The organism is Moellerella wisconsensis ATCC 35017 (assembly GCF_001294465.1).
Taxonomy (GTDB): domain Bacteria; phylum Pseudomonadota; class Gammaproteobacteria; order Enterobacterales; family Enterobacteriaceae; genus Moellerella; species Moellerella wisconsensis.
Genome location: NZ_LGAA01000030.1, coordinates 1 through 4,937, shown reverse-complemented (window position 1 = coordinate 4,937; position 4,937 = coordinate 1). Strand labels below are relative to the sequence as shown.

Genomic DNA, 4,937 nt, shown 5'->3' with positions numbered 1-4,937 from the left:
TCACCCACTTTTTTATTTGTGATATCGATTTGAGCCGGGAAATTGTATTTTAACGACAGATTTCGGCATCTTGCCGCGGATGCATCGAAAGACATCAGCAGTACCCACAGCGTCATTAAATAAAAGGCGTTCTTTGCCATTCCATTTTCCTTATTGCAGCTCAAGTACGCGTCGAGCACCATAATCATCAATGGCTTCAACGGTCACTTTTCCCGATAAAGGGCGTTGTAAATTGACCTCACTGAAAGGTGGAAACAAGCTGATAGATTGTTCAATCTCTTTGGATAACGACAACGGACGGTTATTGACCGACACTTGGGTCAAAGCAAAATAATATGGGGTAGGGTTCTTTAATATCGAGCCACTGTACGTTAGGCCTTTCTCCGCATCTTCGCGCTTTTCCGCTAAAATTTTAGGTCGATAAATCAGTTTAACCTGCGTATTTAACGCCACTGCGAGAACATTACTTTCCTCATTGGTCGCCACTGGAGGGATTTCTTGAACATTTAGCCAAAACAACGATTCTCGGTCTTTGGGTAAAATATCATTCACGTACAGTAAGCGGATTAATTGTTTTTCTTCGCCCCCTATTTTAAATAAGTTCGGAGCCGGCACGAAAAAAACCTCATTACCATCAAGGTTATCAACCCATACTTGACCGCCATAGGTTTTATCACTGTTATTTTTCACCTCAATCGCGATATTTTTTCGACCTTCATCATAAATAAATCGCGTGCCATTAAGCGTAAATGCAGCGTATGCATTAAAACAGATTAATGACGATATCAGCAGCAAACATCTTGACATCAGTTTATTCATTACACTCAATCTCCATTATTTTATTTTCATTTGATTCAATATGTTGCATATTCAAGGTGCATGACTCCCCTTTTGGCGATAAAACAAATAAAGTATTTGGCTTATTTAATAAATTTAATAATAGAACCCCACCATTTGAAACGAATCCAACATATTCATTCTTTTCGTTTCTCACCGAACTGCCCGCACTGACAAATTCCCCCTTGTGTTTTTTCAAACGCAAAATATATCGGTGGATAGTGGCGTACTTAAATTCTCGGTAGATAATCGCTTTATCTGTTGGCACAAAGTTTTGTACGGAATCGAGTAATTCAACGTTATTAGGAATTTCTTCGGTATTTATTTTTATATTATTTTCAATATACGGTGAGATACCGATGACGGTATTGCCCTTTTTATCCGTCGGCGGTGAATCATTAAATGTTATGTTGTCCAAATCGCGAATGTTCGCAATGGCCACGGTATCTCTTCGAATATGACTGAATAATAGCCCGGTCTCTTGGGTAGCTAATAAGCTACCAGACGCATTGATCGAGCCAGTGGTTTGTCGCTTGGTTTGGGAAATGGCAACGCCGGTATTGATCAAAGGTTGATCAATACCAAAATAAGCTGAATTCGACCAGTTATCACGATCTTTATTGGTATTCACACTGTAGTTAATATGTTCATTAATACTGCCAGATACCCCAGAGTTAAAACTGGTTTTAGTGTTCCGGTCGTAGTTAACGGAGTTAGTCCAAAAATGATTTTTATCAAATACACTAAACGGAATATTGACCCCAATGGACAGCATATAATTATCACGGTCATAATCGTTTAATTTTTGGTAATCCGCCGATAAGGATAAATCGATTCCTTTTAGAGTGGTGTTGTAGGTAACATTGGCCCCGACTTCATTGCTGATCTTATTTCGATAGGTTTGTATCCAGCCCGACACACTGACAAAGCTATTATCAAAATTTTGAGACAATATCGTTTCATAACGCTCTTTACGGTTACTCCGGTGATATAATGCGTCAGGATTAAACTCATTAAAATCCACGTAATTTTTGCCGGTATAACGGTAAGCCAGCAGTTGTAAATTGGTATTATCGGTTAATGAGTTCGCGTACTTCAGCATATAACTGATCCCCGACTGCTTAGCTTCGGACTGGGTCGCTGTTTGTTTTTGAAACGTACTAATGGCCGTATTTAAATTAAACGAAAGGGCCCCAAATTGTCCCAAATCTTTGCTTGCTCCTAATCCAGCACTTTTATAATCATTATGCAAAATACCTGCGGCATGAAAGGTAAAATGGGTTAGTCCATAATCAAACGATCCAAGAAAAAATAGGCGGTTTTCTCTATTGTTGGCAATTTCACGTTCCCCAATGGCAATATTATAATCGAGCTCATTGGCGCGTAATAAAGATGGCAATGTGGCAACCGGATAATACCGAACTGTTTTGGTGCCATTGTCTTCTTCAACCGTAACCGTGATATTCCCACTGCTTACAGGCGAAATATCTTTCAATTGATACGCACCGGCGGGCACCACTTGAGAGCTTAAAATATAGCCATTTTGTGATATGGTGATTTTAGCGTTAGAATTGACTACCCCTGAAATAACCGGCGCATAACCGCGCATTTCCCACGGACGCATATCTCGTTCCGAGCGGATCGCCATGCCGTAAAAAACGAAGTTAGGTAATATTGATAAAGCCGTTAATGTTTTACCGACAATAAAACTGCCTTGAATAGATTTAATCGCAGTAGATACGGTCGCTTCAGACGTTTCTGAGCCAGAGTCTTTTGAATAACTACTACGAATATAAGCGACCCAGCGACCCAGATTGGAATATAAATCAATATCCCCGTAAGCCTGAGCTTGTGAAGAGCTGGTTTTAGACACATATCCGGAATAATTAACCTTAAGTCCTGTTATTCCATAATCCCATTCTTGTTGGTTTTTAGTGGTATCTAAGGCTATCTGTGGCACGCTCAACGACAAGGTCTGTTTTGTATTATCAAAAATAACCTGAGCCCCCGGAAACCGGCTTATCTCATAACAATTTCTTTCAGGATGAAAATATTCCGCAAATGAAGTTAAATTAATGGGTAAGCCTAGCGCCGTTATCCAATCTTTATTGAGGCATAAATTTTCTTTATCTTCCGGTAAAATAATAAGTTCTTTTCGATTCATCGCACGGCGATTAAAAATTACCTCAACAATATAATGCCCTGCTGGATACTTAACATTTTCATCAAAAACGCTCGCAGCTTGGGGCTGAACTCCTCCATGTAAGAAGTCCATATTTAAATCTGCAGATACGTAAAATGGACTGACTAACAGGGATAACATAAAGGCATTAATCGGTTTTAAACGCATTGATATTATCCATATCTATTCGTAGGCTAAAATAAGGGTCAAAGACCCTTTATTTATATTCCTATCTCAATTTATTTAATTTGGCATTATTGACAACGCGTAAAAAGAGCCTAATAGGCATCGATATAGGATGCCTATCGGATGATCAGTTGAACGCGTTAAAGTGACAATAAATGCCAAGTCACGAAAAAAGAAGGAGGTATTATTTATAGGCTACTGCATAGGTTGCGCTAGAAATAACGGTACCTTCAGTCAGTGTTTGACCTGTCGTTGCCGCCATTCTGGCTTTAAATTTCAGATTACCAATTGCATCAGTGCCGTTACCAAAATCAACGCTTTGGCGGTTATAAGTCACATCTTGATTTGGGATAGTGGAGTTGATGGCTGTCAATTGGATTGATACGCCATTCGCTGTTCCTTTCATATTTGCCAGCCCGGTATTAGTAAATCCAGCGCTCTGCCAACCGACTTGACCACTCGTCTTTTTAAGACATTCTTCAGTGCGTGGTACTAAATCAAAGTCAATATAGTCCCCTGTTTTATCTGCGGTTGTCATTTGGCCTAGATCAATCGTTGATTTAACTAATCCACCAACTTCAGTATTAATGTCACAAGTTTCTGATGTTACCGCGCCGATAAACTGAACTTCGCCAGTATTCGCTGAGGTATATCCACTAAATAATGCACCACTAATAATTAAAGGTAACAATAATTTTTTCATCTAGTAATTCTCCTAATTAATATAATTTTACATCAACAAAATAACGATTTAATTACGTTATAAAATAGAATAGGATTTAGTTATCATCATGTAATTCATTAAGTAAGATAAATTCTTCCCAAGAGACATCCAGTATATTTAAAATATCATTTAGCGTTGTAACGGTAATTTTTGTTATTCCATTTTCATACCGAGAAACATGCTGTTGACTGATATTCAACATAACACCTAAATCCTTACCTGTTATGTTCATTCGTTTTCTTTTATTTTTAATAAAACATCCAATTTTTTTATTAAGAATAGTAGAATTAATCGATTTAGAATGGCAATTTTTCATTCATTAAATTCTCTTCTATTATCAAGTTTGAATGTCAGATATAAGTGGAATTGGGATTAATATATAATTACTATCCAATAGAACAAAAACGTTTATACCGATCGATAATATGACATCAATAGATTTAGACTATCATAAAGTGATTTTTGATCGGATTTTCCGATCAGCATGGGAAATAAAAATTCTTAATGCATTGATAATTAAGTTTTTTATTTTTAGTGAATAATTGAATGATGATATTTTTGTTATGTCTTTATTATGTTTATTAACATATAAATTTAGAGTTTTAGTTAATATTGAAATGGTGGATTACATTTGGTTACAAATGATATTAAGGAGAGAGCAAATAAGCGATAATAAAAAATAATTTTCAATGAGATGCTATGAATATTTATATGCTAATTACACTATTCATATTTTAAATAGCATTAAACTTTTATTAAGAAACCAGTAAAATAAAAGTTCTTAAATTTACTAATGATAATTTTTTAAGGTTGTAATTAAGATAAATCTTAATTATATCAATTGGCATATGATTTTCTCATCAATAAATATAATAATTGGTTTTAATATAAAATGTTATTTTGGGTGGGGTTTTATATTACAGAGTTTAAATTTTTTTGAAGTTAAGTATTTTTATTTGCTCTGGAATTAATGGTTAAGTAAAAATAATGTATTAATAATCTATATTA

4 protein-coding genes are annotated in these 4,937 nt (G+C 35.8%); all 4 read right to left on the bottom strand.

Annotation, left to right across the window (positions count from 1 at the left end; translation table 11 throughout):
- Positions 1-150: 150 nt before the first annotated feature.
- Entirely contained in the window at positions 151-819 is a 669-nt protein-coding gene (locus M992_RS14190) for a fimbrial chaperone (RefSeq protein WP_053909183.1), read from the bottom strand.
- Positions 812-3,187, bottom strand: a complete 2,376-nt coding sequence (gene pefC, locus M992_RS14185) for a PefC/AfrB family outer membrane usher protein (RefSeq protein ID WP_053909182.1) — start codon at positions 3,185-3,187, stop codon at positions 812-814. The genes M992_RS14190 and pefC overlap by 8 nt, the downstream gene beginning before the upstream one ends.
- A gap of 202 nt (positions 3,188-3,389) precedes the next feature.
- The gene (locus M992_RS14180) at positions 3,390-3,908 is read right to left on the bottom strand and encodes a fimbrial protein (RefSeq protein WP_053909181.1); all 519 of its coding nucleotides are present in this window, start codon (positions 3,906-3,908) and stop codon (positions 3,390-3,392) included.
- 76 nt (positions 3,909-3,984) lie between these two features.
- Complete coding sequence (locus M992_RS14175; RefSeq protein ID WP_053909180.1) at positions 3,985-4,245, bottom strand: helix-turn-helix domain-containing protein; 261 nt, start codon at positions 4,243-4,245, stop codon at positions 3,985-3,987.
- Positions 4,246-4,937: the final 692 nt, after the last annotated feature.

Coding starts and splice junctions, on each gene's coding strand:
- M992_RS14190 (WP_053909183.1), bottom strand. CDS start 819: ATGAATAAACTGATGTCAAGATGTTTGCTGCTGATATCGTCATTAATC.
- pefC (WP_053909182.1), bottom strand. CDS start 3,187: ATGCGTTTAAAACCGATTAATGCCTTTATGTTATCCCTGTTAGTCAGT.
- M992_RS14180 (WP_053909181.1), bottom strand. CDS start 3,908: ATGAAAAAATTATTGTTACCTTTAATTATTAGTGGTGCATTATTTAGT.
- M992_RS14175 (WP_053909180.1), bottom strand. CDS start 4,245: ATGAAAAATTGCCATTCTAAATCGATTAATTCTACTATTCTTAATAAA.